This is a genomic window from Prescottella soli, from assembly GCF_040024445.1.
Classification (GTDB): Bacteria; Actinomycetota; Actinomycetes; order Mycobacteriales; family Mycobacteriaceae; genus Prescottella; species Prescottella soli.
The window spans coordinates 5,144,631-5,170,152 of the sequence record NZ_CP157276.1 but is presented as its reverse complement, the minus strand read 5'-3'; the positions used below and the strand labels follow the sequence as shown (position 1 = coordinate 5,170,152).

At 69.0% G+C, this 25,522-nt stretch carries 27 protein-coding genes and 2 tRNA genes; 8 read left to right on the top strand and 21 right to left on the bottom strand.

Annotated elements, in window-relative coordinates; translation table 11 throughout:
- Window positions 1-141: 141 nt before the first annotated feature.
- Both ABI214_RS24060 and ABI214_RS24055 read right to left on the bottom strand, forming a co-directional pair.
- Window positions 142-963 carry a serine hydrolase domain-containing protein gene (locus tag ABI214_RS24060; protein WP_348604932.1) on the bottom strand — a complete coding sequence of 274 codons (822 nt, stop codon included), beginning with the start codon at window positions 961-963 and terminating at the stop codon, window positions 142-144.
- 34 nt (window positions 964-997) lie between these two features.
- Entirely contained in the window at window positions 998-2,125 is a 1,128-nt protein-coding gene (locus tag ABI214_RS24055) for an NDMA-dependent alcohol dehydrogenase (RefSeq protein ID WP_348604931.1), read from the bottom strand.
- A 354-nt stretch (window positions 2,126-2,479) separates the two neighbouring features.
- On the opposite strand from ABI214_RS24055, the gene ABI214_RS24050 reads away from it, so the two are divergent.
- Together ABI214_RS24050 and ABI214_RS24045 are read left to right on the top strand one after the other, a co-directional pair.
- On the top strand, window positions 2,480-3,577 hold the full coding sequence (locus tag ABI214_RS24050; protein ID WP_348604930.1) for a ParB/Srx family N-terminal domain-containing protein: 1,098 nt from the start codon (window positions 2,480-2,482) through the stop codon (window positions 3,575-3,577).
- 697 nt (window positions 3,578-4,274) lie between these two features.
- The gene (locus ABI214_RS24045) at window positions 4,275-4,454 is read left to right on the top strand and encodes a hypothetical protein (protein ID WP_348604929.1); all 180 of its coding nucleotides are present in this window, start codon (window positions 4,275-4,277) and stop codon (window positions 4,452-4,454) included.
- 89 nt (window positions 4,455-4,543) lie between these two features.
- Here ABI214_RS24045 and ABI214_RS24040 read toward each other — a convergent pair.
- Window positions 4,544-4,617: transfer RNA gene (locus tag ABI214_RS24040), tRNA-Ile, on the bottom strand.
- Window positions 4,618-4,787: 170 nt separating this feature from the next.
- On the opposite strand from ABI214_RS24040, the gene ABI214_RS24035 reads away from it, so the two are divergent.
- Complete coding sequence (locus tag ABI214_RS24035) at window positions 4,788-5,471, top strand: 3'-5' exonuclease (protein ID WP_348604928.1); 684 nt, start codon at window positions 4,788-4,790, stop codon at window positions 5,469-5,471.
- 73 nt (window positions 5,472-5,544) lie between these two features.
- Window positions 5,545-5,784, top strand: coding sequence for a PLDc N-terminal domain-containing protein (locus ABI214_RS24030; protein ID WP_348604927.1), 240 nt, complete (start codon window positions 5,545-5,547; stop codon window positions 5,782-5,784).
- A gap of 85 nt (window positions 5,785-5,869) precedes the next feature.
- Here ABI214_RS24030 and ABI214_RS24025 read toward each other — a convergent pair.
- Window positions 5,870-5,942 (bottom strand) — tRNA-Asn (locus ABI214_RS24025).
- Between the two features lie 136 nt (window positions 5,943-6,078).
- On the opposite strand from ABI214_RS24025, the gene ABI214_RS24020 reads away from it, so the two are divergent.
- Window positions 6,079-6,327, top strand: a complete 249-nt coding sequence (locus tag ABI214_RS24020; RefSeq protein ID WP_348604926.1) for a hypothetical protein — start codon at window positions 6,079-6,081, stop codon at window positions 6,325-6,327.
- Between the two features lie 19 nt (window positions 6,328-6,346).
- On the opposite strand, the gene dnaG is transcribed toward ABI214_RS24020, so the two are convergent.
- The 6 genes from dnaG to ABI214_RS23990 form a co-directional block, all read right to left on the bottom strand.
- Complete coding sequence (gene dnaG / locus ABI214_RS24015; protein ID WP_348604925.1) at window positions 6,347-8,275, bottom strand: DNA primase; 1,929 nt, start codon at window positions 8,273-8,275, stop codon at window positions 6,347-6,349.
- A gap of 34 nt (window positions 8,276-8,309) precedes the next feature.
- Window positions 8,310-9,599 carry a deoxyguanosinetriphosphate triphosphohydrolase gene (locus ABI214_RS24010; RefSeq protein WP_348604924.1) on the bottom strand — a complete coding sequence of 430 codons (1,290 nt, stop codon included), beginning with the start codon at window positions 9,597-9,599 and terminating at the stop codon, window positions 8,310-8,312.
- Window positions 9,596-10,195 carry a YdcF family protein gene (locus ABI214_RS24005; RefSeq protein ID WP_408586531.1) on the bottom strand — a complete coding sequence of 200 codons (600 nt, stop codon included), beginning with the start codon at window positions 10,193-10,195 and terminating at the stop codon, window positions 9,596-9,598. Before ABI214_RS24005 ends, ABI214_RS24010 begins: the two co-directional genes overlap by 4 nt.
- A gap of 320 nt (window positions 10,196-10,515) precedes the next feature.
- A complete protein-coding gene (locus tag ABI214_RS24000) occupies window positions 10,516-10,875 on the bottom strand; it encodes a hypothetical protein (protein WP_348604922.1) in 360 nt (119 codons plus the stop codon).
- 187 nt (window positions 10,876-11,062) lie between these two features.
- Complete coding sequence (locus tag ABI214_RS23995; RefSeq protein ID WP_348604921.1) at window positions 11,063-11,284, bottom strand: hypothetical protein; 222 nt, start codon at window positions 11,282-11,284, stop codon at window positions 11,063-11,065.
- 166 nt (window positions 11,285-11,450) lie between these two features.
- The gene (locus ABI214_RS23990) at window positions 11,451-12,185 is read right to left on the bottom strand and encodes a hypothetical protein (RefSeq protein WP_348604920.1); all 735 of its coding nucleotides are present in this window, start codon (window positions 12,183-12,185) and stop codon (window positions 11,451-11,453) included.
- A 141-nt stretch (window positions 12,186-12,326) separates the two neighbouring features.
- Between ABI214_RS23990 and ABI214_RS23985 the strand changes: the two genes are divergently transcribed.
- Window positions 12,327-14,381, top strand: a complete 2,055-nt coding sequence (locus ABI214_RS23985) for a TPM domain-containing protein (protein WP_348604919.1) — start codon at window positions 12,327-12,329, stop codon at window positions 14,379-14,381.
- Window positions 14,382-14,444: 63 nt separating this feature from the next.
- Here ABI214_RS23985 and ABI214_RS23980 read toward each other — a convergent pair whose 3' ends face one another.
- Window positions 14,445-15,836, bottom strand: a complete 1,392-nt coding sequence (locus tag ABI214_RS23980; protein ID WP_348604918.1) for a glycine--tRNA ligase — start codon at window positions 15,834-15,836, stop codon at window positions 14,445-14,447.
- Between the two features lie 188 nt (window positions 15,837-16,024).
- Between ABI214_RS23980 and ABI214_RS23975 the strand changes: the two genes are divergently transcribed.
- Both ABI214_RS23975 and ABI214_RS23970 read left to right on the top strand, forming a co-directional pair.
- Window positions 16,025-16,393, top strand: coding sequence for an ArsR/SmtB family transcription factor (locus ABI214_RS23975; RefSeq protein ID WP_408586393.1), 369 nt, complete (start codon window positions 16,025-16,027; stop codon window positions 16,391-16,393).
- On the top strand, window positions 16,390-16,827 hold the full coding sequence (locus tag ABI214_RS23970; protein ID WP_348604917.1) for a Fur family transcriptional regulator: 438 nt from the start codon (window positions 16,390-16,392) through the stop codon (window positions 16,825-16,827). The genes ABI214_RS23975 and ABI214_RS23970 overlap by 4 nt, the downstream gene beginning before the upstream one ends.
- Window positions 16,828-16,835: 8 nt before the next feature.
- Here the strand turns inward: ABI214_RS23970 and ABI214_RS23965 are convergent, their stop codons facing one another.
- Genes ABI214_RS23965 through ABI214_RS23920 form a run of 10 tightly spaced genes read right to left on the bottom strand, consistent with a single transcriptional unit; the run spans window position 16,836 to window position 25,503 of the window.
- A complete protein-coding gene (locus ABI214_RS23965) occupies window positions 16,836-17,237 on the bottom strand; it encodes a hypothetical protein (RefSeq protein ID WP_408586391.1) in 402 nt (133 codons plus the stop codon).
- Window positions 17,234-18,037 (bottom strand): isoprenyl transferase, encoded by an 804-nt coding sequence (locus ABI214_RS23960; protein ID WP_348604916.1) that lies wholly within the window; start codon window positions 18,035-18,037, stop codon window positions 17,234-17,236. Before ABI214_RS23960 ends, ABI214_RS23965 begins: the two co-directional genes overlap by 4 nt.
- Window positions 18,003-18,818 (bottom strand): DNA repair protein RecO, encoded by an 816-nt coding sequence (recO, locus tag ABI214_RS23955; protein WP_348604915.1) that lies wholly within the window; start codon window positions 18,816-18,818, stop codon window positions 18,003-18,005. The genes ABI214_RS23960 and recO overlap by 35 nt, the downstream gene beginning before the upstream one ends.
- 42 nt (window positions 18,819-18,860) lie before the next feature.
- On the bottom strand, window positions 18,861-19,982 hold the full coding sequence (locus ABI214_RS23950) for an aminotransferase class V-fold PLP-dependent enzyme (protein WP_348604914.1): 1,122 nt from the start codon (window positions 19,980-19,982) through the stop codon (window positions 18,861-18,863).
- A complete protein-coding gene (locus tag ABI214_RS23945; protein WP_348604913.1) occupies window positions 19,979-20,383 on the bottom strand; it encodes a RidA family protein in 405 nt (134 codons plus the stop codon). The genes ABI214_RS23950 and ABI214_RS23945 overlap by 4 nt, the downstream gene beginning before the upstream one ends.
- Window positions 20,380-21,381 (bottom strand): zinc-binding dehydrogenase, encoded by a 1,002-nt coding sequence (locus ABI214_RS23940; protein ID WP_348604912.1) that lies wholly within the window; start codon window positions 21,379-21,381, stop codon window positions 20,380-20,382. The genes ABI214_RS23945 and ABI214_RS23940 overlap by 4 nt, the downstream gene beginning before the upstream one ends.
- Window positions 21,378-22,721, bottom strand: coding sequence for an MFS transporter (locus ABI214_RS23935; protein WP_348604911.1), 1,344 nt, complete (start codon window positions 22,719-22,721; stop codon window positions 21,378-21,380). Before ABI214_RS23935 ends, ABI214_RS23940 begins: the two co-directional genes overlap by 4 nt.
- A 40-nt stretch (window positions 22,722-22,761) precedes the next feature.
- Window positions 22,762-23,559: an acetoacetate decarboxylase family protein gene (locus tag ABI214_RS23930; protein WP_348604910.1), complete on the bottom strand. Its 798-nt coding sequence runs from the start codon at window positions 23,557-23,559 to the stop codon at window positions 22,762-22,764.
- Window positions 23,556-24,560, bottom strand: coding sequence for an alpha-ketoacid dehydrogenase subunit beta (locus ABI214_RS23925; RefSeq protein WP_348604909.1), 1,005 nt, complete (start codon window positions 24,558-24,560; stop codon window positions 23,556-23,558). Before ABI214_RS23925 ends, ABI214_RS23930 begins: the two co-directional genes overlap by 4 nt.
- The gene (locus ABI214_RS23920; protein ID WP_348604908.1) at window positions 24,553-25,503 is read right to left on the bottom strand and encodes a thiamine pyrophosphate-dependent dehydrogenase E1 component subunit alpha; all 951 of its coding nucleotides are present in this window, start codon (window positions 25,501-25,503) and stop codon (window positions 24,553-24,555) included. The genes ABI214_RS23925 and ABI214_RS23920 overlap by 8 nt, the downstream gene beginning before the upstream one ends.
- Window positions 25,504-25,522 lie beyond the last annotated feature (19 nt).

Sequence of the window (25,522 nt, the reverse complement as noted above, 5' to 3'; positions counted from 1 at the left end):
GCAACACCTCCAGCCTCGACGAGGGACGTCTTCCCCAACGACCTCGCCCGAATCCGGAGCCTCGTGTGCCGCACCGCGACACACAGTGCATCAGTGTGCCCTGTGATGCCGCTGTTACGCCAGTGATAGCAGTAAATTGATCTACCCGCGCGGCCGCAGCTCCCCCAGCACGGCATCGCTGACGTCGGGCCACAGCGGCTTGGCCCAGTCACCGAAGGCCCGGTCGGTGAGCACCACGCACGCCGCGTCGACCTGGGGATCGACCCAAAGGAATGTGCCCGACTGGCCGAAGTGTCCGTAGGTGTCCGACGAGTTGCCGGCACCGGTCCAGTGGGGGCTCTTGCCGTCCCGGATCTCGAAGCCGAGGCCCCAGTCGTTGGGTCGCTGCGGGCCGTATCCGGGGAGCAGGCCCGCGAGCCCCGGGAACTGCACGCGGGTCGCGTCGGTGTGGGTCTGCGGCGAGATCAGGGTCGGCCGCAGGAGTTCGGCCGCGAACGCTGCGAGATCGCGCACACTCGCCTGGGCCCCGTGTCCGGCCGGACCGACGAGCGCGGAGTCGGTCATCCCGAGGGGGGCGAACACGGCCTCGGCGACGTAGTCCGCGAAGGCGATCCCGGTCTCGGCCTCCACGAACTCGGCGAGCACCTCGAAACCTGCGCTCGAGTAGATTCGTTTGACGCCCGGGGCGGCCTGCACCGCCCGGTCACCGAACGCCAGCCCCGACGCGTGCGCCAGCAGGTGCCGCACCGTCGACCCGGGCGGCCCGGCCGGCTGGTCGAGTTCGATCGCCCCCTCCTCGACCGCGACGAGGGCGGCGTACGCGCACAGCAGCTTCGTCACCGACGCCAGCGGGTACACGCGCCGCGGGTCCCCGAAATGCGCAACGCCTCGGCCACCGTCGTAGACGACGGCGGCCGAGGCGTTGTCCACCGGCCATTGCCCGATCCGATCGAGAGTCTGCACCCGATCAGATTACGAGAGACGCCCGATCGGCGATTTACCAGTCCGCTTCGGTGTAGCGGATGACACCGCGGATGTTCTTGTTGTCGAGCATGTCCTGGTAGCCCTCGTTCACCTGCTCGAGCGAGTAGGTGTTGGTGACCATGTCCTCGAGGTTGAGCAGACCCGCCCGGTACAGGTTCAGCAGGTTCGGGATGTCGACGCGGGCGTTGCAGCCACCGAAGATGTTGCCCCGCAGATCCTTCTGCAGCATCGAGAACAGGAACGAGTTGAGCTTGACGTCCATGTCGGCGATGTGGCCCATGGCGGTGACGACGCAGCGGCCGTTCTTGGCCGTGAGGGTGAGGGCCGGGTCGACGTACTCACCCTTCATCTCACCGACCGTGATGATCGTCTGCTGGCACATGCGGCCCCACGTGATCTCCATGATCGGCGCGATTGCCTCGGCCATGGACGGGAAGGCGTGCGTGGCACCGAACTTGAGGGCCTGCTCGCGCTTGAACGGCGACGGGTCGATCGCGAACACGTGGCGCGCACCCGACGCCACGGCGCCCTGCAGCGCGCTCATGCCGACACCGCCGACGCCGATGATGGCGACCGAGTCGCCCGGCTTCACCTCGGCGATGTGCGTCGCCGAACCCCACCCGGTCGGCACGCCGCAGCCGACGAGGGCCGCGAGCTCGAACGGGATGTCCTTCTCGATCTTGACGACGGAGGACTCGTGCACCGTCATGTAGGGCGCGAAGGTGCCGAGCAGGCACATCGGGATCACGTTCTCGCCGCGCGCCTGGATGCGGTAGGTGCCGTCGGCAATGGCCTGACCGCTGAGCAGCCCCATGCCGAGGTCACACAGGTTCGAGTGGCCCGACGAACACGACGGACAACGTCCACACGCCGGGATGAACGAGAGCACGACGTGGTCGCCCACCTCGAGATCCTTGACGCCCTCGCCGACCTTGGTGATCACACCGGCGCCCTCGTGGCCACCCATCGCGGGGTAGGACGGCATCGGCGTCGCACCGGTGACGATGTGGTGGTCGGAGTGGCACATGCCGGCGGCTTCCATGCGGATCTGCACCTCGCCGGCGACCGGGTCACCGAGTTCGATCTCCTCGACCGACCACTTCTCGTTGACGCCCCACAGCAACGCGCCCTTGGTCTTCATTGCAACCGTCCTTCCATACCTGACTACCGGTGGCTGTGACGATAGCCACAAATCTTTCAAATTGAAACATGTTCTAGGCGCCCGGTAACGAAGCGACCGCGTCGGATGCGGGTTTACGCAGGTCGCGGCCCCGTATCGCGAACAGACGCACTTGGACAGTCGACCGTTAGAACGCCGTCCGGACAGTTGTCCTGGGGCTTCGTCGCCGCTCCGCGCGCATCTGGACATCGTTCACGGCGACGTCGTCGGACGTACACGGCGCGGTACCCCGCACGACACCGTCGGCGGTGAGGGTGTGCACCCGAGAACAAACCGACCGCGCACCACTTCGATGCGATCAGGAGATCCGTGCCGATGACCCTCGCTCGCCAGACTGCTTCTGCCGCGCTTGCCGCGCTGACCCTCGCCGGCACCATTGCCGCCGGCACCGCCACCGCCGCCCCGCAGTCGAGCGTCGCCCCCGCGTCGCTGTGCGGTTCGGCCGCCCCGCTCACGGGTTCGCTCTCGACGGGATCGCTGGGTGCCGGCGGTTCCCTGGCGGACCCCGCGTACCTGTGCGCGAAAACCGGGGATCTCCTCGACGTGCGCATCGGCGACGTCCGCGCCACCCAGCCGTCCCTCGGCTACGACGAGGTCTACTACAAGCTCGGGCGCTACACGCGCGGCAAGGACGCGATCAACAAGAAGTTCGACGACTGGTGCGAGGCGAACGGTCAGTTGAAGGCCGCCACCGCCGCACCGAATGCGTCGCTGTCGGATCCCGCATCGTTCACGTGCGAGGTTCCACTCGGCCAGGAGACCGCCGACACCATCGCACCGATGAAGACGGTGGTGATCGGCCCCGGTGGGCGCCCCTACCTCACCGACGGCCACCACACCCTCACGTCGATCTACGAACTCCCCGACGGCGGACCGGACCTGCACGTCCGACTGCGCGTCCTCGACAACCTGAGTGACCTGTCGACCCAGGACTTCTGGGCCGAGATGAAGCAGAACAAGTGGGTGTGGGACCGCGACGTGGACGGCAATACCGTTCCCGTGGAGAACCTTCCGAAGGGCGTCGGGCTCGCCAACTTCGCGGACGACCGTTACCGCAGCCTCATGTACTTCGCGCGGGACATCGGATTCACCGCCGGCACCATCCCGTTCCAGGAGTTCTACTGGGGTACATGGGTTCGCGGCGCGTCCGGCGTCGACCTGAGCACCTGGAACCGGGGCGACCTGACCAGCTACCTCGACACCGTCAAGAAGGTCACGAAGGCACAGACCGCCCTCACGGCCGATTCGGTGGTCGAGGCCGGCTTCACCGCTCGTGAACTCGGCGCCCTGCCCCAGTGGAACGACGGAAAGGCCGAGACGAAGGGCGAATTCGCGAAACTGTCCAAGCCGTACTCGGACGACAAGCCCGGAAAGCTCGCCTACGCGCTGGAGTACAAGAGCGGACTCCGCTGACACAGCAAGCACCCGACCGGACGGCGCCGGGCCACGCGAGATCGCGTCGCCCGGCGCCTTCCTGCGCATAGGGGTCACGACTCCACGCAGCTTACGAATCTTTCATGGTCGCGCGCACGGCCGGTGGCGTAGCCCGTGTACGTGCGGCGCCCCTAGGACAAAGGCCCCTAGATCGATGGGGCGTTCTCCCCTACCCCGGGTGGGACCTACGCCGGCATGGTTGTAGGGCAATTGGATGTCGAAGCTCTACCCGGGGTTGGTGTGAAGAGGTTTCTGCCGTACTTCTCGAAGGCCACGACGGCCGAGAGGGTGTATCACGTGTTCGACGATTGCCCCGTCGGCGCACAGATCCCGAAAGGGGCTCGCGCACCTGGCGTAGGTCCGGGCGGTGAGCTCTATCAGAAGTGCGGGCTTTGTCAGGACTGGGACGACGAGCGTGATGGTGAGCGGGCTCGGCGTCGGGCGCAGTGCGATCTCGAGTGGATCCTGGGGTTCCAAGCTCTGATGAAACATGATTCGGGGCAGGCGAAGGCTGTCGAAGACTAGTCGCGGGCTCGGTGTCGGCCGATCGAGTAAGTGCCTCCCACGTGCGGGCTGACGCACGACAGGTTGCGTTTCCAGCGCTATCGTCAGTCGACGACGGGGATTCAGAACGCGTCGTCAGGTGGAACGAAGCGAGCAACGGAGTGGTAGTGGCGTGCGTGTAACGAACGACGCCGGATCGATCATTGCCGGCGGTGTGTTCTTGGCGAGCGCGCTCGGAGCGCCGGCAGCTGCGGACGGCTTCGGCGGACTGTCGATCTATGTCACGGCCGGCGCGGCATCGGCGGCATACCTGGCCTGGACGGCCGTCGCCAGCCAACGGGGCAGGCCGTGACACCGGACGAGGGCGACGCTGTCGGGGCGGAATACGAAAGGCCCTCGCCGCCCTCATCGGAACGCGGGCATCACCTGCAGGCACCTGGGTGGGGCGGGCGGGGCTCGAACCCGCGACCAATGGATTATGAGTCCACGGCTCTAACCGACTGAGCTACCGCCCCGTGCCGCGGCGAGATGTCGCCGACAGCGGAATCGTACCGCCAGGGTTCGACGGTTCCCGCCTGCGGGGTGGCGCATGTCGCACGGGAGTCCGGAACTGTCGGTGGCTGGCAGCAGACTGACGGACAGCGCCGGCGAGCACCGAGCTCCGGCGACAGCCGAAGGACCGTCAATGAGTAACTGGACCACCCGACCGATCTGCGCGTTCGATCTGGAAACCACTGGCCGAGACCCGCTCTCGGCACGGATCGTGACCGCGTGCGTCATCACCGTCGACGACGACGGGCCTCGGCCGCGGAACTGGATCGTGGACCCGGGTGTCGACATCCCGGCGGACGCGAGCGCGGTGCACGGCATCTCCACGGCGCACGCCCGCGAGCACGGCCAGAACTACACCGCGGGGTATCGCGAGATCCGGGAGGCTCTCACGGACGCGTGGGCGGCCGGCCACGCAGTCGTCGCGTTCAACGCCGCCTACGACCTCACCGTGATGGACGCCGAGGGCCGCCGTCTCGGCTTTCCCCCGCTCGACGACTACGGCCTCGTCGTGGACCCGTACGTGATCGATCGCGAGGTGGACCGGGAGCGTCGCGGCAAGCGCACGCTCGGCGCCCTGTGCGAGCACTACGGGATCGATCTCGGTTTCGCGCACCAGGCGGAGGCGGATGCGCTCGCGGCGTCCGAGTTGGCCCGCCTACTCCCCCAACGGTTCCCTCAGCTCGCGGATCTCGACATGATGGCCAGCCAGACGACGTGGCACGCCGAGCGCCAGCGCGACTTCCTCGAGTATCTGCGCCGCGAGGGCCGGGACACGTCCGACGTCGACGGCCGGTGGCCGATCCGCACCGCCGCCTGAGAGCGGGGCGGGCCGGACCGCGCCCGCTCTGCGAGGATGCGGGTACCGACGACCGAACCGGGGAGGATTCGCCGTGGAAGAACACACCGCGACGCTGCCGCTGGCCTACGACCTCACGTGGACGGTGATCGCCGTGCTGTGGCTCGCCCTGGTGATCGCGACGACCGTTTCCGTACTCCGCGCCCGGCACACGCCCGGCGCCGCCAAGATCGCCTGGATCCTGCTCGTCGTCGCTCTGCCGATCCTCGGCTCGCTCGCGTGGTTCACGCTCGGGAGCAAACCCGCCGAGCGGGGCGGGCCCGCCCCGTCCTGACGGCCGCCGGTCGGAACACCCGACGAAGACAGGGAACGAAACAAGGAAGGCCCCCACCCGTGAGGGTGGGGGCCTTCCTTGGGAGCTCCCCCGGCTGGACTCGAACCAGCAACCGTTCGATTAACAGTCGAATGCTCTGCCAATTGAGCTACAGGGGATTGTCCTGCTCGGCGCTGCCCTTTCCGGCGGCGCCTGAGAAACTGTAGCCCATACCCCCACCCAAGTACCAAATCGCCTGAACAATGGCCGATCGGGCAGGATGTACGCAGGCACTTCGACGGGAGGAATCCGGAAATGTTGCGGTTGTTGGTAGGGGTTGCGGCGGGCTATGTCCTGGGCACCCGGGCCGGGCGGGCTCGGTACGAACAGATCAGCAAGGCAGCCAAGGCCGTGGCGACCAGTCCTGCCACGAAGAAGGCGATCGAGGTGGGCCGGCAGAAGCTGTCGGATTCGCTCAGCACGCAGCCGAAGCTCGAGCCGATGAAGCCGATCGACGAGAAGACCACGATCCTGGTCCCGCAGGACCAGTTGCGGCGGACCTAGCCGGCGACCGCGGCGGGGGTCAGGCGATGCCCTCGCCGCTGGTGTCGCCGATCGCCTGATCGAGCAGGCTGCGACGGTACTGCTCGAGCGCCACGAGATCGCCCAGCAGGGAATGGAATTCGTCGGAGTCCGTGGTCGGCGAGATGCGCTGCAGCTTGGACTTGAGCTCGGCCACCTGCTCGCCGACCCATACCTCCTGCAGCCGGGCCAGCACGCCACGGATGTAGCGGGGTGCGGTGTCGTCGTCGGCAGGCAGCGGTTCCACTGCGAGTTCCATCACGATCGACTGCACGACGAGGTCGTCGGCCGCGCGGCCGACCGCGTCGACCCATTCGGCCCCGCCGAGGCCCGCCGACGTTCCGCCCGCGGTGCCGACCGCCTCGCGCACCGCGGCGTACGCCGGGTGGGTGAAGGTCTCCGCCGGGAGCGAGTCGAAGACGGTGCCGGCGATCGCGGGGTACTGCAGGGCCGCCTTGAGCGCGTCCCGCTGCGGCCACAGCGCGGGATCATTGGGCCGCGGCCGCGACACACCCGGCGCGGGCCTCGCGGCGGCCGCGGAGGGCGACTCGGCGACCGGTCGCCGCTTGGCCGGCGCGGCGCCCCCGCCGCGCGCGAACTTGCGCGCCTCGTCCCGGACCCGGCGTCGCAGGGTCGGGATGTCGTCCCATCCGACCCACCCGGACAGCTGCACCGCGTACTGATCGCGCAGCGTCGACTCCTTGATCCGCGCCACCACCGGAACCGTGCGCCGCAGCGCCTCGACTCGACCCTCCGCGGTGTCCAGATCATGTTCGGCGAGAAGCGATTTGACGACGAACTCGAACATCGGGGTGCGCCTGGCGACGAGGTCGCGGACGGCCGCGTCACCGGACTTCTGACGCAGCTCGCACGGGTCCATCCCGTCGGGCGCGATCGCCACGAACGTCTGCCCGGCCATCTTCTGGTCGCCCTCGAACGCCTTCATCGCGGCCGCCTGGCCGGCGGCATCGCCGTCGAAGGTGTAGATCACCTCACCGCGGAAGTAGCTGTCGTCCATGAGGAGTCGGCGCAGCATCGCGAGATGCTCGTCACCGAACGCGGTGCCACACGACGCGACCGCGGTCTTGACGCCGGCCAGGTGCATGGCCATGACGTCGGTGTAGCCCTCGACGACGACGGCCTGGTGACCCTTGGCGATCTCGCGCTTGGCCAGGTCGAGCCCGAACAGCACGTTCGACTTCTTGTACAGGATGGTCTCGGGGGTGTTGACGTACTTGCCGGGCATGGTGTCGTCGTCGAACAGCTTGCGGGCGCCGAAGCCGATGACGTCGCCGGCGAGATTGCGGATGGGCCACAGCAGCCGCCGATGGAACCGGTCGATCGGTCCGCGTCGGCCCTCCTTCGACAGCCCCGCGGCCTCGAGTTCCTTCGCGTCGAAACCCTTCGCCATCAGGTGCTTGGTGAGCGTGTCCCAGCCGTCGGGGGCGTAGCCGCAGCCGAACTGGGCTGCCGCAGCGGCGTCGAAGTTCCGCTCGGTCAGGTAGTCCCGGGCGGCCTGCGCGTCGGGCTCCTTCAGCCGGGCCGCGTAGAACTCCTGCGCGGCGGCGTTCGCGGCCACGAGCCGTGCCCGGGTGCCGCGGTCGCGCTGGACCGACGGCCCGCCGCCCTCGTAGGAGATCTGGTAGCCGATGCGGTCGGCGAGCTGCTCGACGGCCTCGACGAAGCTGACGTGCTCGATCTTCTGCAGGAACGAGTAGACGTCGCCGCCCTCGCCGCAGCCGAAGCAGTGGAAGTGGCCGTGATTGGGCCGCACGTGGAACGACGGGGACTTCTCGTCGTGGAAGGGGCACAGCCCCTTCATGGAATCGCCGCCCGCGCGCTTGAGCGAGACGTACTCGCCGACGATGTCCTCGATCCGGGTGCGCTCGCGAACGGCCGCAATGTCTCTGTCTGGAATTCGGCCGGCCACGAAGGCAGTCTAGGCCCTTCGCGTGGAGGTGCACCTACCCCCAGCTGGCCTGGGCCCCGAGGCTCTGCTTGTCGATCCGCTCGAGCCGGCTCTCGGTGCACGACGCGATCTGGTCGACGATCACGCGCACCCGCGCGGCGTCGTCGCCGGCCGCGTTCCAGGCGGGCAGGAAGAGCGGATCCAGACCGGCCGGTGCGGTCCGCAGCAACCACTCCGCCACCCGGTGGACCCGGTCCCGCTGCCGATCCTGGCGATTCTTGTGCCCGGCGTCGGACATCACGTAGTGCAGCGCCACCGTCTTGAGCAGCGCCACCTCGGCAGCGACGATCGGCGGCACCTCGAGGTCCGCCTGGTAGCGCGCGAGCGGGGCGGGACCGGTGACGGCCCGGGTGCCGCTCACCGCGGCGGATGCGAACCGGCCCACCAGCTCGCTGGTGAGGTTCTTCAGCGCCACCGAACTGGTGAGGGTGCCGTCGTAGTCCCCGACCGCGGCCACCACCGGCAGCCGCGACAGTCGCGCGGCCGCCTCGACCAACTCGTCGACGATCAGGCCCCGGAACTGGGCGGCCCCCAGTTCGGCCAGCGCCCGCACCTCGACGCGGTCCGTGAGCACGCGCAGGTCGATGCGGCCGGCGATCACGCCGTCCTCCACGTCGTGGACCGAGTAGGCGACGTCGTCGGCCCAGTCCATGACCTGTGATTCCAGACACTGCCGCCCGTCGGGGGCGCCGTCGCGCACCCACGCGAGCACGTCCGCGTCGTCGTCGTACGCCCCGAACTTCGCGCCCGGCGCGGGGCGCGTCCACGGGTACTTGATCGCGGCGTCGAGCGAGGCCCGGGTCAGGTTGAGCCCGACGCTCCGGCCCTCGGGGTCGAGGACCTTCGGCTCGAGGCTGGTGAGGATCCGCAGGTTCTGCGCGTTGCCCTCGAAGCCGCCGCACTTCTCGGCGACCTCGTCGAGCGCCTTCTCGCCGTTGTGGCCGTACGGCGGGTGCCCGATGTCGTGGGCCAGCCCGGCGAGGTCGACGAGGTCCGGGTCGAGCCCCAGCCCGTCGGCGATGCCGCGACCGATCTGCGCCACCTCGATCGAGTGCGTCAGCCGGGTACGCGGGGTGTCGCCGTCGCGGGGACCGACCACCTGAGTCTTGTCGGCCAGCCGGCGCAGCGCCGCGGAGTGCTGCACGCGCGCGCGGTCGCGGGAGAACGCCGACCGATGCTGGGAAGCCTCGGCCGCCGGGACCAGCCCCGCGGTCTTGGGCGCCTCCGGCACCCGTCGTTCCAGATCGTGCGCGGTGTAGCCCGCGCGTGCCGCCGGACCGGTCACTGTCCCGCCGTGTACGGGAAGTCCGCCGAGAAGTGGGTGAGCTGATACCACAGCAAAGCGCCTGTCTCCCTGGTGATTCCGTGCAGCTGCGACTCGCGTGTCATGACCGCGGGACCCTGCCGGGTCGGTGCCGTCCACGCCTCGATACCGGCGTCGCGTGCCATCGTCCGGGTCCGCAGCGAATGCCACGGGTCGCTCACGAGCGCCGCCGAACTCATCCCCCGCTGCCCCATCTCGCGGCTGACGGCCTCGATGCTGAGCAGGGTGTCCGAGCCCTCCTCGACCGCGATGATCGCGTCCGCGGGCACGCCCTGGTCGATCAGGAAGTTCTTGCCCGACGCGGCCTCGGTGTACAGGTCGCCCTCCTGCTTGCCGCCCACCGTGATGACGGCGGGGGCCACGCCCTCCTCGTACAGCTTGCGGGCCTGGTCCAGCCGGGCCTCGAACACCGACGACGGCGTCCCGGCGTACTGCGCGGCCCCCAGCACGACGATCGCGTCAGCCGGGGTGGTGTCGGTGATGCGCGCCACCTGCCACACCCGGACCGCGGTCCCTCCGACGAGCACGACGCCGATCAGGAGCGCGCCCAGCACCAGTCGACTGACCCAACGCCCGACCGCGGCACCGAACGAACGGCGCGGCGCGGGACGCGGGTACAGCTCCGGCGGGTCGTAGCTGGGCGCGGTACTCACTCCCCGATTCTGCACTACGCCCCTCCCCGTGCGCGGTGTACGGACAGGTACAACGCCGCGGGCCGCTGCACGCGGGCTGCTCGGAAGGCCGCGCCGAGGCCCGATCGGTCGGCGTCGACGGTGCTCGAGACGTCCACCGACGGCCCGACACTACCGAAGACCTCAAACCACTGCCCCCACACCCGAACCGGGTGAAGGGGCGGTGGGCGGCTCAGCTCAGTCGATCACCACTGCTGAATGACATCGAAGTGGCTACCCCAGATCGCGGGATCGTTCACATCGAACTGCATGTATCCCCCACGAGCGGCCGCCTCCTCGATCAGCTGCTGAGTCGTAGCGTCCACGTACGGCAGCGGAGAGTCGTAGATCGACCCGTCACCGAGATAGACGGCGACCTGATCCTGGGGCAGGACAGCGTCGATCGCGTTGCCAGCGCCCAGATCACGCAGTACCCGAGTCTCGTTCTGGTCGAACGAGATCCCCTGGTAGCCCTCCCCTGAGCGCAGGGAAACGGCCGACGCGGCGCCGGCCACACCCACCATCAGCCCTGCCGCAGCAGCGGAAATCAGAGCAGCAGCGATCATGCGAGTACGAGACTTCAAGAATTCCCCTCCAGACTCCAGCCGAAATACCGGCCGGTCAGTTCCCAATCGGCCTCGCATCGTAGCCCGAACTCCCGGATGCAGGGCCTTGGCCATCCGTTGCGGCACCGGTGCGCGTGGTGGCGTCAGTCGGTCGTCCTCGGCGCGTAGGCGGCCCGGACACCAGGACTCAGCCGAGACCGTCCCCGAACTGCGCCCGTGCACCCTCGACGATCGCGGCGGGATCCTCACCGGTCACCTGGGCGACCCGGTTGGCCAGATGCCAGATCATCCCCAACATCTCTTCCACCATCCCGTAGACGTCGCCGGGATTGTCGATCGTCTTGGCGAACTCCTCGAGGTCGAGAATCTGTCCATCTCTACCCACCACGTGTCCGAACGGACCAGCCATCGAAGCCCCCATCTGGAAGTTGTCGTCGTTTCGCGGCACACCCGCACGTTCAGCAGACGGGCCGGCGAACCGCACCGATCGGAAGAGCCTTCTTCGACACTGCCGAATGCGGGCGGAGCTACCAGCATGCGCTGGTAGCTCCGCCCGCATTCTTCCCCGAGCTGCGTCAGCTCATGTTGCCGATCACGTTGTTCAGGATTCCGCTGACCACGTTGGTCATCGAACCCTGCGGGTCGGTGACGGATCCGAAGACCTGACCGGATCCGGTATTCACCGAACCGAAGCCCAGATCCTCGAGGCTGCCCGAGCCGGCCTCGACGGGGTTCGGCGGACGGACAGTGACGCACACACCCATCGGGTCGATGTTCCAGTTGCCGGCCGCGAGCACGATATTGGTGCCGGCGCCGCTGTCGAGTTTGGTGCCGACTGCAACGTTATCCGGGACCTTGTAGGTGGTCTCCAGTGCGATGACCCCGCCACCGGCCGTGGTCCACCCGCCGCCCTTGACGATCACGGAATTGTTGGCGACGATGGCGGTACCGGTGACGTCCTCCCACTTCTGATCCCCGATAAGCCATTTGACGTTCAGGCGAGCCTTCACCAACTGGAAACCTGCCGGGTGGAAGTCACGGATCTCGTTGACGAGCGCTCCCGAACCGGACACCTTGGTGACGTAGGTGACGGTCTGCCCCGGCGCGACCTTGCCGTCGCCGACAACCTCTTTGCTCAGGGTGTACGGCGTCCAGAGGGAGCCGGCCCACTTGCTGGTGACCGACTGGTTGAGCGCGCACGCGGGCGCAGCCTGCGCCACCGACGCTCCCAGGCCAACAGTGACGCCGGCGGCGAGGAGGGCCAGAGAGGCGGTTGTGGCCACGGCGTGGCGGAGTGAGCGGCGTGACATGTAGAACTCCGTTCAGTGGGTTGTACAGATCGTGGAAACTCGGGCAGAACTATATCCAGCTTTTCTGAACGAGTGTCCAGTTTGAGAAACAGTCGCGGCCGCCCGAGGCGTCGCCGACGCCACACCCGATAGATTCGTCGCATGGCCCACGCTCTATCGCGTCCCCACGTCAGCCCCGACCGCAGACACCGCTCACTGACCATCGCGGTCGTCGGCGCGCTGCTCTCGCTGGTGATCCTCGCCTTCACCCCCGGGGCCGCATCCGCCGAGACGCCGATGCGGCTGCCCGAGCACATCACCGACGTGTCCGGGGTCCTCGACGCCGGGCAACGCTCGGACGTCCAGGCCGCGCTCGACAGCCTGTACGACGACCACAAGGTGTCGTTGTGGGTGGTGTACGTGGCCGACTTCGACGGGATCTCCCCCGACGCGTGGGCCCAGAACACCGCCAAGATGAGTGGGCTCGGTAACCGCGACGCGCTGCTGGCGGTCGCGACCACGGACCGGTCCTACTACTTCGACGTGCCCCAGGCGCTGTCGGAGATCACAAACGCGGAGATCGATTCGATCAACCAGGACTCGGTGGAACCGGCCCTGCGCGAGGAGGACTGGTCGGGAGCCGCGATCTCCGCGGCGGGCGGACTCGCGGACGCGATGACACCCACCCACACGACGCTGAAGGCCGTCGGCATCGGGGCCGTCGTGCTCGTCGTCGTCGGTCTCGGCGTCTACCTCTATTCGCGCAGGAAGCGCGGCGAACGGCTCGAGCAGTCCGTGGCCGCCGCCCGAGAGGTCGATCCCACCGACGCCGACGCGCTTGCAGCGCTGCCCCTTCCGGCACTGGACGCGCTCGCGAAGGACGCGCTGGTCGAGATGGACAACGCGATCCGCACCAGCGAGGAGGAACTGAACCTCGCGGTCGGCGAGTTCGGCGCCGACAGCACCGCCCCGTTCACCAAGGCGTTCGAGCAGGCCCGGGCGACCCTCGCGTCGGCGTTCACGATCCGCCAGCGCCTCGACGACGACATCCCCGAGACGCCGCAGCAGCAGCGGCAGATGCTGGTCGAACTCGTCACGACATGCGCCCGCGCCGACAAGGAACTCAATGCCCGTGTGGCCGAGTTCGACTCGATGCGCGACCTGCTCCTCGACGCCCCGGCCCGCCTCGACGCGCTCACCCAGTCCGTCGTCGCGTTGACCGTTCGGGCCCCCCAGGCGGACGCGACGCTGTCCACCCTCCGCACGGAGTTCCCGGCGTCCGTGCTCGCCACGATCGAGCACAACCCGGACATGGCGCGGGAACGGATCACGTTCGCCGAGCAGAACATTGCGGCCGGGCGTGACGCGACCGAGTTGCCGGCGGGCAAGCAGGGCCCCGCGGTGGCTGCCATCCGCGCGGCCGAGGGCGCGCTCGACCAGGCCCGCACCCTCCTCGACGCGATCGACCGCGCCGACGCCGACATCCGGCACGCCATCGCCGCACTGCCCGACGCGATGGTGGACGTGCAGCAGGGGATCTCGACGGCAGCCGGGCTCGCCGCGCAGGGTGGGCAGAAGCTCGCCGACGCGAAGGCCGCGGCAGAGGAGGCGCTGCGGAACGCCCAGGCCACCAAGGACACCGACCCGCTCGGCAGCTTCGGCAAGGTCGTCGAGGCGGACGCGAAACTCGACGCCGTCCTCGCCGAGGCGCAGGAGGCCAAGCAGCAGTCCGACCGCGCCCGGGCCCGGCTCGACCAGGACCTCACCGCCGCCCAGTCCCAGGTGACGGCCGCGGCGGACTTCATCTCGACCCGCCGCGGCGCCGTCGGCGCGGAGGCCCGCACGCGACTCTCGGAGGCGCAGCGGCACCTGCAGGCGGCGCAGCAACTGGCCGACTCGGATCCGTCGCAGGCCCTGCAGCACGCGCAGGCCGCGACCCAACTGGGATCGCGGGCGCTGTGGTCGGCCCAGGCGGACGTGAACCGGTACCAGGACGACCAGCGCCCGCCGAGCGGCGGCACCCGCGGCGGGGGCGGCAACGCCGCCGGCGCGATCCTCGGCGGCATCCTCATCGACAGCGTGCTGCGCGGTGGCCTCGGAGGGGGCGGCAATTGGGGCGGGCGCGGCGGCGGCGGCTGGGGCGGCCCCGGCCCGGGATCGTTCGGCGGACCGAGCAGTTCGGACCGCATCGGCCGCGGCGGCGGCGGCCGCTTCTAGAACGACGAAGGCGCGGTGCCCGGGAATCGAGTTCCCGGGCACCGCGCCTTTCGCGTGGTGGTGTCAGGCGCCGATCAGACGCTGGGCGAGGTAGCCCTCCACCTGATCGAGGGCGACGCGCTCCTGCGCCATGGTGTCGCGCTCGCGGATGGTCACGGCCTGGTCGTCGAGGGTGTCGAAGTCGACCGTGATGCAGAACGGAGTGCCGATCTCGTCCTGGCGACGGTAGCGGCGGCCGATGGCGCCGGCGTCGTCGAACTCGATATTCCAGTGCTGACGCAGCGTCGTCGCGAGATCCTTCGCCTTGGGCGAGAGGTCGGCGTTGCGGCTGAGCGGCAGCACCGCGGCCTTGACCGGCGCGAGGCGACGGTCCAGCTTGAGCACCGTGCGCTTGTCGACGCCGCCCTTGGCGTTGGGCGCCTCGTCCTCGGTGTACGCGTCGACCAGGAAGGCCATCAGCGAACGGGTGAGGCCGGCTGCGGGCTCGATGACGAACGGCGTGTAGCGCTCACCGGACGTCTGGTCGAAGTAGCTCAGGTCGGTGCCCGACGCCTTGGCGTGGGTCGCGAGGTCGTAGTCGGTGCGATTCGCGATGCCCTCGAGCTCGCCCCACTCGCTGCCCTGGAACTGGAAGCGGTACTCGATGTCGACGGTGCGCTTGGAGTAGTGGGACAGCTTCTCCTTCGCGTGCTCGTACAGGCGCAGGTTGTCCTTGTTGATGCCGAGGCCGGTGTACCAGTCCATGCGGTAGTCGATCCAGTACTGGTGCCATTCCTCGTCCTCGCCCGGCTTGACGAAGAACTCCATCTCCATCTGCTCGAACTCGCGGGTGCGGAAGATGAAGTTGCCGGGGGTGATCTCGTTGCGGAAGCTCTTGCCGATCTGGCCGATGCCGAACGGCGGCTTCTTGCGCGACGTGGTGAGGACGTTCGCGAAGTTCACGAAGATGCCCTGCGCGGTCTCCGGGCGCAGGTAGTGCAGGCCGGTCTCGCTGTCGACGGGGCCGAGGTACGTCTTGAGCAGGCCGGAGAACGCCTTGGGCTCGGTCCACTGGCCCTTGGTGCCGCAGTCCGGGCACACGATCTCGGTCATCGGCACGGCGTCCGGATCGTCGAGCTTGTTCTTCTCGGCGTACGCCTCCTGCAGGTGGTCCTGGCGGTGGCGCTTGTGGCAGTTGAGGCACTCGACGAGCGGATCGGTGAACACCTCGACGTGGCCCGACGCCTCCCACACCTGGCGGGGCAGGATCACCGACGAGTCGAGGCCGACGACGTCCTCGCGGCTGGTGACCATGTTGCGCCACCACTGCTTCTTGATGTTCTCCTTGAGTTCCACGCCGAGCGGACCGTAGTCCCAGGCCGACTTGGTGCCGCCGTAGATCTCACCGCATGGGTAGACGAGGCCACGGCGCTTGGCGAGGTTGGCGACGGTATCGATCATGGACTTGGGTGCCACTTGGCTGCTCTCCATCTGGGTAATAGATGCGTGGTTCACGTGCGGATTTCGCCCGTCCAGACTATCGGTAGCCGAGGAGGCGTCCCACGCGCCCGGTTGACATGCATATTCGTGCATATCAAAATGGAATTGATTTGCAATAAGGCGGAGCGGTCCGACTCGTTCGACCGCATGTGAGGAGCTGCACAGTGAGTGTTGCCGACGCGGGCGACCTGCGAGCCGAGACACACGACCACGGGCCGTGCGCCGAGACTCCCGCGGCACCGATGCCGTCGAAGGACACCCTCGTCACGGCCGGCGAGATCCTGCGCGCCCTGGCCGCGCCCGTGCGGATCGCGATCGTGCTCCAGCTGCGCGAATCGCAGCGCTGCGTCCACGAACTCGTCGGAGCGCTCGGCGTCACGCAGCCACTGATCAGCCAGCACCTGCGAGTGCTCAAGTCCGCCGGCGTCGTCCACGGCGAGCGCATCGGCCGCGAGGTGATGTACCGACTCGTCGACGACCACCTCGCGCACATCGTCATCGACGCCGTCGCCCACGCCGAGGAAGAAGGATGACCGAGAACGTGACGGACAGCACCGCCCCGCGCGCCCGCGCCGTCGTCGGCGTGCGCTCCACCAAGCAGCGCAGCGCCATCTCGGCCCTGCTCGACGAGATCAGCGAGTTCCGCTCCGCCCAGGAACTGCACGACGAACTCCGCAAGCGCGGCGAGGGCATCGGCCTCACGACCGTGTACCGGACGCTGCAGACGCTCGCCGACGCCGGCACCGTCGACGTCCTCCGCACCGACACCGGTGAATCGGTCTACCGCCGCTGCTCCTCCGGACACCACCACCATCTGGTGTGCCGCGCCTGCGGCTACACCGTCGAGGTCGACGGGCCCGCCGTCGAGCAGTGGTCCCAGACCATCGCCGACAGCAACGGCTTCACCGACGTCAGCCACACCGTCGAGATCTTCGGCAACTGTCGCGACTGCTCGAAGGCCCAGTAGGCAGCGGTCTACGCCGACAGGCCCTTCCGGGCCTCCTCCACGCCGGACAGCACCAGCAGCAGCATCGTCGCGAGCGGCGCGTCGGCCAGTCCCGTGGCCGGGAACGTGTACCGCAGCACGACGTCGGCGAGTTTGCCGTGGGCGATCACGCTGATCGTGCCGAACTGCGCCTGCGCGTTACGCTCCGCCACCCGCTTGTGCAGGGCCGGCTTCAGCGTCCGGTCCCACGCCAGCACGCCGGTCAGCGACAGCACGTCCAGGCCGTCCGCGAGGGTGACCGCCCGCAGCGAGCACAGCGCACCGCCATACTCGAACCGGAGCGAGCCGTCGTCGTCGGCGTCGACGGCCGCGAATCCCTCGAGGGCCGCGCGGGTCCGGACCTGCAGCGCCTCGGCGGCGTCGGCGCTCACTGGTACTTCACTCCGCCGAAGCGACGGTCACGCGACGCGTACTCCACGCACGCCGCCCACAGGTCGCGGCGGTCGAAGTCGGGAAACAGCTTCTCCTGGAACACCATCTCCGCGTAGGCGGACTGCCAGATGAGGAAGTTCGACGTCCGCTGCTCACCGGAGGGGCGCAGGAACAGATCGACGTCGGGCATGTCGGGCTCGTCCAGGTACTTCGCGAACGACGCCTCCGAGATCTTGTCGGGATCGATCTCACCGGCCGCGGCACGACGGGCGATTTCCCGTGCGGCGTCGACGATCTCGGCCCGGCCTCCGTAGTTGACGCACATGGTCAGCGTCATCACGGTGTTGTCCTCGGTGAGCTCCTCGGCGATCTCGAGCTCCTTGATGACGCTGCGCCACAGGCGAGGTCGGCGCCCCGCCCAACGGACCCGCACCCCCATCTCGTGCATCTCGTCGCGACGACGGCGGATGACGTCGCGGTTGAAGCCCATGAGGAACTTGACCTCGTCGGGGCTGCGCTTCCAGTTCTCGGTGGAGAACGCGTACGCGGACAGCCACTTCACGCCGATCTCGATGCAGCCGGCGACAGTGTCCATGAGGACTTCCTCGCCGCGCTCGTGTCCCGCGGTGCGGGGCAGTCCGCGCTCCTGCGCCCACCGTCCGTTGCCGTCCATCACGAGAGCCACGTGGTTGGGGATCAACTCGGGCTGCAGGATGGGCGGGCGGGCACCCGACGGGTGCGGGGCGGGCGGGCGGATCACCCGGTCAGGCTGAGCTTGCGGTTCGCGTCGTCGAATCACGCTCCCCATCCTGCCTGACCGCCTCGGTGTCCCCCACCGCCGCATGCGGTCGGGATCGTTCGATCAGCGGCAGCGTGCGTAGTTGCCGTTCGAGGTGCCACTGCAGGTGCGCGGCGATGAGTCCGCTGGCCTGGCTGCGCATCGCGGGGGTCGCCGTCTCGGCGTCCTTCCACCGCCCGTGCGCGAGTGCGTCCATGAAGTCGAGTACCCCGGCCGACGGGGTGGCCGCGCCGGGCGGGCGGCAGTGCACGCACACGGCGCCACCTGCGGCGACATGGAAGGCGCGGTGCGGGCCCGGCGCCGCGCAGCGCGCACAGTCGGTCAGGGCCGGCGCCCAACCCGCGTACCCCATCGCCCGCAACAGGTAGGCGTCGAGGATCATTTCGGCCGGCCGGGTCCGCTCCCCCACCGCCCGCAGCGCCCCGACGGTGAGGCTGTGCAGCCGCGGGGCCGGGGCCCGCTCCTCGCCGGCCAGTCGCTCCGCGGTCTCGAGGATCGCGCAGGCGGTGGTGTAGCGGCCGTAGTCGTCGACGATGTCGGCCCCGAAGGCGTCGACGGTGCTCACCTGGGTGACGACGTCGAGGCTGCGCCCGGGATACAACTGCACGTCGATGTGCGCGAACGGCTCGAGTCGGGCGCCGAACTTGGACTTGGTCCGCCGCACCCCCTTGGCGACCGCGCGCACCAGCCCGTGCTGCCGGGTCAGCAGGGTCACGATGCGATCGGCCTCGCCCAGCTTGTGCTGGCGCAGCACCACCGCATAGTCCCGGTACAACCTCACGTGCCCAGTCTCCCACGTCGCCCCGACGGCGCCGCGGAACACTCAACGACGCACGTCAGGCCCGTCGATCGCGATCCGCAGGGCATCGAGCGTCGTATCGACGTCCGATTCGTCGTTGAAGTAGTGGAATCCGACCCTCAACCGGTTGCCGGTGACGGTCGCCGCGATGCGGTGCCGGTGGAACGACGCGGTGACGCTCTCCCCGTTCGGGGTGTCGACCGCCACGATGTGCGAGGGCGCTCCCGCGTTGGCGTCGAGGCAACCGAGAGCCGCCGCCCCGTCCCTGAACCGCTGCGCCAGCCCGAGACAGTGCGTCTGCGTCGCGGCACGCTCGAGGCCCGACAGAACCGCGAGCGCCGCCTCGGCCCCGATCCACGACAGCCACGCGGGAGACGTGTCGCATCGGGACGCGTCGGACGCCTCCCGGTAGCCACCACCGAAATAACCCTGCGAACTGCCCGTGCTCTTCCAACTCGGCGCCAGAGGCCGCAGGTCCGCGACCCGGTCCGGCCGCACCACCAGCCACGCGGTACCGCGGGGACAGAGCATCCACTTGTACCCGTGGACCGCAACGTAATCCGCGGCGAGTTCGTCGAGCCGACTGTCGAGGACTCCCAGCGTCTGGGTGACGTTGACGAACAGGCGGGCGCCGACGTCGTCGGTCGCCCGCCGCAGCGACGGCAGATCGACGCGCTCCCCGTCCAACGTGATCACCTCGCTCACCGCGACGAGCGCGGTTTCGGGTCCGATCGCGGCGAGCAGGACGTCGGTGCGCGACAGTCCGGCCACCCGCGGGACGACTCGGACCCGGACGTCGTCGCCGAGCACGCGCATCCACGGATAGAGGTTGCTGCGGAACTCGTCCTCGGCCACCACGATCTCGCCGCCGGGAATCGTGGTGGCCACCGTCGCGGCCGCCTCCGAGAGCGACCCGAGCGTCGCGACGGTTTCGGTCTCCACCCCGAGGTAGTCGGCGAACAGTTCTCGGGCGCGGGGTGCGGCGCGGTCCCAGTCGAGCCAGTCGAACGTCCCGGAGGTCCAGTCCTCCAGCGCCCGGGTGAGGGCCGCGGTCACCGGGCGCGCGGCGGGTGGCGCTCCCGGTGTGTCGAGCCAGATCCGTTCGCCCAGTGCGGGAAACAGTGCCCTGAACTCCGAGTGGTTCATTCCGGGATCGCCACCACTGCCTCGATCTCGACGGCGAGCTCCGGCGCCGCGAGTGCGGCGACGATCGCGGCCGAATGTGCCGGATAGACGCCGTCGGGGTACCACCGGGCGAACACCTCGTCGCGGGCGAGGGCGAACTCGCGGAACGAGTCCTCTCCGACGAGGACGGTCAGCATCTTCACGATCTTGTCCGGGCCGACCCCGAGGGCCGCGAGAACGGCCTCGAGGTTCTCGAACGTCCGGGCCGTCTGCGCCCGGCATCCGCCCGGCACGATCGCGCCGGTCGCGTCCGCGCCGACCTGCCCGGAGACGAACGCCAGCCGGTGCCCGGCGGGAACGACGGCGACGTGGCTGAACTTGCCCATCGGGGGTGCGACGTTCGCCGGGTCGAAGTAGTTCACGAGTCGATCTTCCTTTCACTGGAGAAAACGATCTTGCCGAAACCTCCGGCGTGCGCCATCTCCGCGAGCGCCGACGGTACATCCGTGAGTGGTCGGACCGAGGCGACGACCGGGCGGATCGAGTGCCGCACGACGAAGTCGAGCATGTCCGCGAACTCCTCCTCGCTGCCCATCGAGGTGCCGATGATCTCGATCTGACGGAAGAAGACCTCCCGCAACGACATCGGAACATCCGCGCCCGTCGTGGCACCGAACGTGACGAGCCGTCCGCCCGGCCGGAGTGCGCGGACCGCGGCACCGAACGCCGCGGTTCCGACACCGTCGAACACCACGTCCGCGGGCCGGGTGAGTGCCGAATCGAAGTCCTCGTTCCCGACGACGGCATGGGTGGCACCCAGTTCGAGCGCGCGATCCGCGGCGGCACGGCTGCGGCTGGTCACCGTCACCTCGGCGCCCGCCGCGACCGCCATCGCGAGCGCGATGGGCGCGACCCCACCACTGATACCGGTGACGACGAGGTGCTCGCCGGCACGCAGGCGCGCCCGCGAGAAGAGTCCGCGGTAGGCAGTCAGCCCGGCCAGTCCGAGCGCGGCCGCCTCGTGCACCGACAGGTGCGCCGGCACCGGGTGGACGTTTCGTTCCGGCACGCACACGAACTCGGCGAACGTCCCCGGTCGAGGACCTCCGAGAATCTCGGGGACCTCCGGGACCTCGCCGGTGCGGGGCCAGCCGAGGCAGGGGTTGATCAGCACGGTGCGGCCGCGGAGCCGACCGTCGACGCCGGCTCCGACCGCGTCGATCGTCCCGACACCGTCGGCGCCGATGACGAGCGGCTCGGATCCCTCTTCGCGCCGGTCGATCAGGAACAATTCGTGACGGTTGAGTCCGGCCGCGGCGACGGCCACCCGGACCTCGCCGGCAGCCGGGCTCGGGGTCGGCAACTCGGTGACGGCCATCCCGGCGACGCCGGGCGGCCCGGCATGCGTGGCGGCGATCACGACGTCACCTCCTCGGGCGCCTTGCCGGTGCGGAGCGACACACCGAGGGTCTCGGGTGTGACGAGCGCTGCCAGCAGGCTGACGAGCGCACCCGCGGCGAGATACGCTGCCGGCGCGTAGGTGGAGTGGGTGTAGCTGACGAGCGCCGTCGCGACCAGGGGGCCGGCGCCGCCGAAGAGAACGACGCCCAGGTTGTAGCCGATGGCGAGGCCGCTGTAGCGCCGGGAGGTGGGGAACAGTTCCGAGAACAGGGCCGGCTGAGGCGCAAGCATCATCGCGTCGCCGATCAGGATCAGCACGACGCCGAGGAGCACCGTCGCGAACGAACGCTGGTGGATCAGCAGGAAGCCGATCGGGGTGGTGACGACCACCCAGGCTGCACCCCAGAGCAGGAAAGGCCTGCGGCCCACACGATCACACACCCGCGCAAAGGTGACGACCATGACGACCAGGAAGAGCATGGCGACCAGGCCGGCCCCCCGGGCCACCGACGAGTCGATGTGCAGTTCGGTGATGAAGAAGGTGGGGCCGTACACCAGCAGCACGTAGGTGCACATGGTGGGCGCGCACACGAGGCCGCACACCAGCAGGATCGAGCGCCAGTTCTCCCGGAGCGCACTCAGAAGCGGGGACCGTTCCCGAGCGCCACCGGCGGCCATCTCGGTGTATTCCTCGGTCTCCTCGAGCTTGAGGCGCATGTACAAACCGATCATGCCGAGCGGCAGGGCGAGCAGGAACGGAATCCGCCAACCCCAGGACTGCAGGGCGTCTGCGCTGAGGCTCGCCGTGAGGATCAGCGAACTCAGCGCGGCGGTGAACATGCCCAGGGAGATGGTGATCGTCTGCCAGCTGCCGTAGTACGCACGGCGGTGTGCCGGGGCCGATTCGACGACGTACGCCGCAGCCCCCATCCATTCGCCGCCGGCGGAGATTCCCTGGATGCACCGCAGGATCAGGATCAGCAGCGGCGCCGCCACACCGATACTCGCGTAGGAGGGCACGACCGCCATGAGCGCGGTCGCGAACGAGATCATCAGGATGATCGCGGACAGCGTCACCTTCCGGCCGAACCGGTCGCCGATGTAACCGAAGAAGATCCCGCCGAGGGGACGAACGACGAAGCTGATGCCGAAGACGAGGAATGTGAGCATCAACGAGACCGCGGGATCGCCCTTGTCGAAGAACAGGACGGAGAACGTGGCCGCGAAGTAGCCGTAGAGGACGAACTCGTACCACTCGAGGAAATTCCCGATGCACGCGGCGATGATCGCCTTGCGTTTGGCCGGGGACAGAGTGTCCGAATCCGGTTGTGCGACTGCGGGGGTGGCAAGTTGGGACATGGGTCACTCCTGGGTCTGGGATGACGCGGGGACGGGAGAACTACCAGACGGGCGATCCGAACGTCGGGATGTCGGTGACGTGATCGAGGTACGTGCCGTAGTCGATGTCGAGCCGGGCGAGTCCGTACGCTGCACGGACCTCGCTCGCGACAGCGAGCAGCTGCACGGGATCACCGGGGCAGTGCTGGTGCTGCAGCGCCGCCGACCCCACCCGCGAGGGGCGTTCGGACTCGAATGCGAAGGGGATCCGGACGAGACGGCTGATGTCGAATCCGTTCCCCTCCGCGCTCGGGATGAGCTTGAGGGTGTAGTGGGTGGAGAACCATTCCGGGACGAGTTCGCTTGTCGCGCGGGCGTTGTCGAGCGCGACCCGGCCGGCGACCAGGTCGATTCCGGCAGCGTTCCGGATCGAGTACTCGAGACCGTCCGAGGTCTCGTCCAGCTGCACTCGACGCGCCTGCTTCTTCGGCAACCCGAACAGCTCACGCCCGAGGATGCCGTGGTTGAGCCCCTCGACGTAGGTCCCGACGGCATAGGCGCCGTCGCTCCCCCCGTCGTGGCGGCACCGGACCGAGATTCCGCCCTGCATGTAGGCCGGACGCACCTCCTTGGTGCCGTCCGCGGCCGAGAACTCCGCCCCGATGAACTCCGCGGTCCACACCGCGACCTGCGGGCGACCGCCCGGACCGAGCGGCGCCGGCAGGATCGCGTCGAGCACCTCGCCGTCCGTCTCGTACACCAGCGACAACCAGCGCACGCGGACCGATTCGGTTCCCGCCGCGAACAGCGGCGCGAACGCGGGCATCGCGGTGGCCGCCGCCGCGCGCTCGGGTGTCATGCGTACACCTCCGAGCCGTCGGCGACCAGCGCGGCCTCGATCTCGGCGACGATCCGTTCGGCGGTGGGCACGACGGCGTCGACGAGGCTGGGCGCGGCCGGGATTCGCGCCGGCGGGGCACCGATCCGCAGCGGCGGCTGCCGGAGGCCGACACCCGAGCACACGACGTCGGCGACGACTTCCGCGCCGAGCCCGGCGAAGGTGTGCGCCTCGTGGACGACCGCGAGGCGTCCGGTGCGCTGCACCGAACTCCGGATCGCTCCCGTGTCGAGGGGACGCAGCCACCTGGCGTCGATGACCTCGAGGTCGATCCCCCTGGCGGCCAGGGCGTCCGCCGCCTCGAGCACCCGGAACTGCATCGCACCCCAGGTGACCACGGTCATCGTGGTTCCCGGCCGCCGGGTCACGGCGCCGCCCAGCGGTAGCACCGGACCGCCGAGGGCGACGGGCGTCTTGGCGCCGTGGTACAGCGTGCGGTTCTCGATGACGATGGTGGGATCGTCCGACGCGATCGCGGTCAGCAGGAGGTCGTGAGCATCCTGCGCGGTGGCGGGCATACACACCTGGAGCCCGGGCACGTGCGCGAAGAGCGCCTCGAGGCTTTGCGAGTGCTGTGCACACGCGCCCGGAGCACTCCCCTGCTGCGTCCGCACCGTGATCGGCGCGGACAGCGCGCCCTCGGAGACGTACCGGATGTTGGCGGCCTGGTTCACCAGCTGGTCCAACGCGACCAGCGAGAAGTCCGCCCACATGATCTCGACGATCGGCCGTCGACCGAACATCGCCGAACCGATCGCCCCACCCAGAATCGCCGACTCCGAGATCGGAGTATCGAACACCCTGTCGCCGAAGGCCTTCCGAAGCCCCTTCGTGACGCCGAAGACTCCACCGGGGGCGGCGACGTCCTCGCCGAACACCAGAGTGGTCGGGTCTTCGGTGAGTGCGCGGCGCAGGGCCTCGTTGACGGCGCCGGCGTAGGTCAGGTTCTTGATGTCAGGCATAGAGGTGCTCCAGTGCGGTGTGGGGGTCGGCCATCGGATCGCGCAGCGCCCGGTCCGACGCGTCGGCGACCTCACGGACGACGTCGGCCGCCACGGCATCGAGATCGGCCTGCGTCACGCCGGACGCCAGGAGCGACTGCGCGGCGCGGATCAGTGGTTCCTCGTGGGTGATCTCCTCGATCTCACCGTCGGGCCGGTACTGCTGGGCGTCGCCGATGTAGTGACCGACGAGGCGATGCGTCATCGCCTCGAGCAGCACCGGGCCCTTGCCGTCGCGCGCGTGTTCCGCTGCGCGGGAGACCGCTTCGGCAACCTTGGCGGGGTCGTTCCCGTCGATCCGCGCGCCGGTGAAGCCGTAGATGCCGGCGCGCTTGAACAGGACCTCGTTCTTGACCATGTCGACGATCGGCGTCATCTCGGAGTAGTGGTTGTTCTCGACGACGAAGATCACCGGAAGGTTGCGAATGGACGCGAAGTTCATCGCCTCGTGGACAGCACCCTGGTTCAGGGCGCCGTCACCGAAGGCGGCCACCGCCACCCGACCCGAGCCGTCGAAGGTGGCAGCAAGAGCGGCACCCGCGGCGATCGGCGCACCGGCGCCGACGATCGAGTTCTCGCCGTACATCGCGTGCGCCGGCGTGGAGAAGTAGGCCGACCCGCCGCGGCCACCGTTCGCGCCGGTGCTCCGTCCCAGGAGTTCGGCGAGCACTTGGTGCACCGAGGCGCCGAGGGCGAGCGCCCAGCCGTGGCCACGGTAGGTGGGGAACACCGCGTCCCGCGAAAGATCAAGTCCTGCAGCACCACCGACGTAGATGGCCTCCTGCCCGTTGCAGAGGTGGACCGATCCGACGATGTCACCTGCCTTGCGCAGCCGGAGTATCTCGTTCTCGGTCGTGCGGATTCGGTGCATCTCGCGGAAATATCGGAGCAGAACTCGAGACATGTGTCCTCCACAGTCTGAT

Excerpts from the sequence above, each read along its gene's own strand:
- ABI214_RS23990 (WP_348604920.1), bottom strand. The coding sequence starts at position 12,185 with ATGTCACGCCGCTCACTCCGCCACGCCGTGGCCACAACCGCCTCTCTG.
- ABI214_RS23950 (WP_348604914.1), bottom strand. The coding sequence starts at position 19,982 with ATGAACCACTCGGAGTTCAGGGCACTGTTTCCCGCACTGGGCGAACGG.
- ABI214_RS24020 (WP_348604926.1), top strand. The coding sequence starts at position 6,079 with ATGTTGCGGTTGTTGGTAGGGGTTGCGGCGGGCTATGTCCTGGGCACC.
- ABI214_RS24000 (WP_348604922.1), bottom strand. The coding sequence starts at position 10,875 with ATGATCGCTGCTGCTCTGATTTCCGCTGCTGCGGCAGGGCTGATGGTG.
- ABI214_RS23920 (WP_348604908.1), bottom strand. The coding sequence starts at position 25,503 with ATGTCTCGAGTTCTGCTCCGATATTTCCGCGAGATGCACCGAATCCGC.
- ABI214_RS24050 (WP_348604930.1), top strand. The coding sequence starts at position 2,480 with ATGACCCTCGCTCGCCAGACTGCTTCTGCCGCGCTTGCCGCGCTGACC.
- ABI214_RS24035 (WP_348604928.1), top strand. The coding sequence starts at position 4,788 with ATGAGTAACTGGACCACCCGACCGATCTGCGCGTTCGATCTGGAAACC.
- ABI214_RS23925 (WP_348604909.1), bottom strand. The coding sequence starts at position 24,560 with ATGCCTGACATCAAGAACCTGACCTACGCCGGCGCCGTCAACGAGGCC.
- ABI214_RS23985 (WP_348604919.1), top strand. The coding sequence starts at position 12,327 with ATGGCCCACGCTCTATCGCGTCCCCACGTCAGCCCCGACCGCAGACAC.
- ABI214_RS24055 (WP_348604931.1), bottom strand. The coding sequence starts at position 2,125 with ATGAAGACCAAGGGCGCGTTGCTGTGGGGCGTCAACGAGAAGTGGTCG.
- ABI214_RS23935 (WP_348604911.1), bottom strand. The coding sequence starts at position 22,721 with ATGTCCCAACTTGCCACCCCCGCAGTCGCACAACCGGATTCGGACACT.
- ABI214_RS23930 (WP_348604910.1), bottom strand. The coding sequence starts at position 23,559 with ATGACACCCGAGCGCGCGGCGGCGGCCACCGCGATGCCCGCGTTCGCG.
- ABI214_RS23970 (WP_348604917.1), top strand. The coding sequence starts at position 16,390 with ATGACCGAGAACGTGACGGACAGCACCGCCCCGCGCGCCCGCGCCGTC.
- ABI214_RS23995 (WP_348604921.1), bottom strand. The coding sequence starts at position 11,284 with ATGGCTGGTCCGTTCGGACACGTGGTGGGTAGAGATGGACAGATTCTC.